The sequence below is a fragment of the Streptomyces sp. ME02-8801-2C genome (assembly GCF_033793965.1).
Taxonomy (GTDB): domain Bacteria; phylum Actinomycetota; class Actinomycetes; order Streptomycetales; family Streptomycetaceae; genus Streptomyces.
In genome coordinates this window covers 573,438-575,086 of sequence record NZ_JARAXP010000008.1, presented here as the reverse complement: position 1 = coordinate 575,086, position 1,649 = coordinate 573,438, and the positions used below count along the sequence as shown (strand labels likewise).

General features: G+C 69.7%; 1 protein-coding gene. It reads left to right on the top strand.

Annotation, left to right across the window (positions count from 1 at the left end):
- Positions 1 to 1,649 (top strand): S8 family serine peptidase (locus tag PV396_RS28505; RefSeq protein WP_319209299.1); only part of this gene is annotated, 1,649 nt, incomplete at both ends.

Sequence of the window (1,649 nt, the reverse complement as noted above, 5' to 3'; positions counted from 1 at the left end):
GTCACCAAGGACCGCACCGACCTGCCGGACGCTGCGGCTGCCGGCACCACACGGCAGTCCTTCGAGACCCTGCCGGTCGTCACCCTCGAGGTCGACAAGCAGGGCCTGCAGGACCTCGCCTCCCAGCCCGGCGTGGTCAGCGTCACCGAGGACGTTCCCTCGCGGCCCACCGCCGACGACGACAGCGTCTCTCTCAGCAGCGCGGACACCGCCACGGCGGCCACGGCAGCGGGCGCGACCGGTCAGGGCGGGACGATCGCGGTCCTGGACACCGGTGTCGACACCAGCCACCCCTACCTCAAGGGCCGGATCGTCGCCGAGGCATGCTTCTCACCCATCGTGCCCGACTCCTCCGCCACCAGCCTCTGCCCCAACGGAACCGCCCAGCAGGAAGGCACGGGCAGCGCGAACACCGGCACCGGACCGTGTGTGACCGTCCACGGCTGCGACCACGGCACCCACGTCGCGGGGATCGCCGCCGGCAACGGCGCCAACCTCACCGGCGCACCCGCCGCCGGCATCGCCCCCGGCGCGAACATCGTCGCCATCCAGATCTTCAGCCAGTTCAACTCCGAGGACTTCTGCGGCACCCCCGAAGACACCCCCTGCGTCGCCAGCTTCGCCAGCGCCCAACTCGCCGGCCTGGAAAAGGTCCTGCAACTCAAGCAGGCCGGCACACCCATCATCGCGGCCAACCTCAGCCTCGGCTCCGGCCGCTACACCACCGCCTGCGACAACGACGCCCGCAAGAAGGTCATCGACGACCTCCTCACCGCCGGAGTCGCCACCGTCGTCGCGGCCGGCAACAACGCCTACGACAACGCCGTCACCAGCCCCGGCTGTGTCTCCTCCGCCATCACCATCGGCTCCACCACCGCCGACGACGAACTTTCCCTCTTCACCAACCGGGGCCCGCTGCTGGACCTGTTCGCCCCCGGCAACAGCATCCTCTCCTCCGTCCCCGGCGGCGGATACGCCACCAAGAGCGGCACGTCCATGGCCGCACCCAACGTGGCAGGCGCCCTCGCCGTCCTCCACCAGGCCTTCCCCGACAAGAGCATCACGAGCCTCGAGTCACTCCTGAAGACCACCGGCAAACCCATCACCTACACAGGGGCGACGACCCCCCGCATCGACCTCACCAAGGCACTCGGCCACACGCCCGACAGGACCGGTGACTTCAACGGCGACGGCAAGTCCGACGCCGCCTACCTGTACGGCTACCAGCCCAACGCCGACGGCACCAACCACTCCGCCCTGTGGCTGCAGGCCTCGACCGGCAGCGGCTTCGCCAACCCGGTCAAGAAGTGGGACTCGGGCGGCGGCTCCTGGGACGGGACCCTGAGCAAGCCCGTCTCCGGTGACTTCAACGGCGACGGCAAGTCCGACGTGGCCGTCCTCTACAAGTACGCCAACACCGCCGACGGGCGCGGCCACTCCGCCCTGTGGACCTTCACCTCCACCGGCACCGGCTTCAACAACCCCGCCAAGGTCTGGGACTCGGGGGCCGGTTCCTGGACCTGGGACAGCAGCAAGCTCGTGGCCGGTGACTTCAACGGCGACGGCAAGTCCGACGTAGCCGTCCTCTACCGCTACGCCAACACCGCCGACGGGCGCGGCCACTCCGCCCTGTGGACCTTCACCTCCAC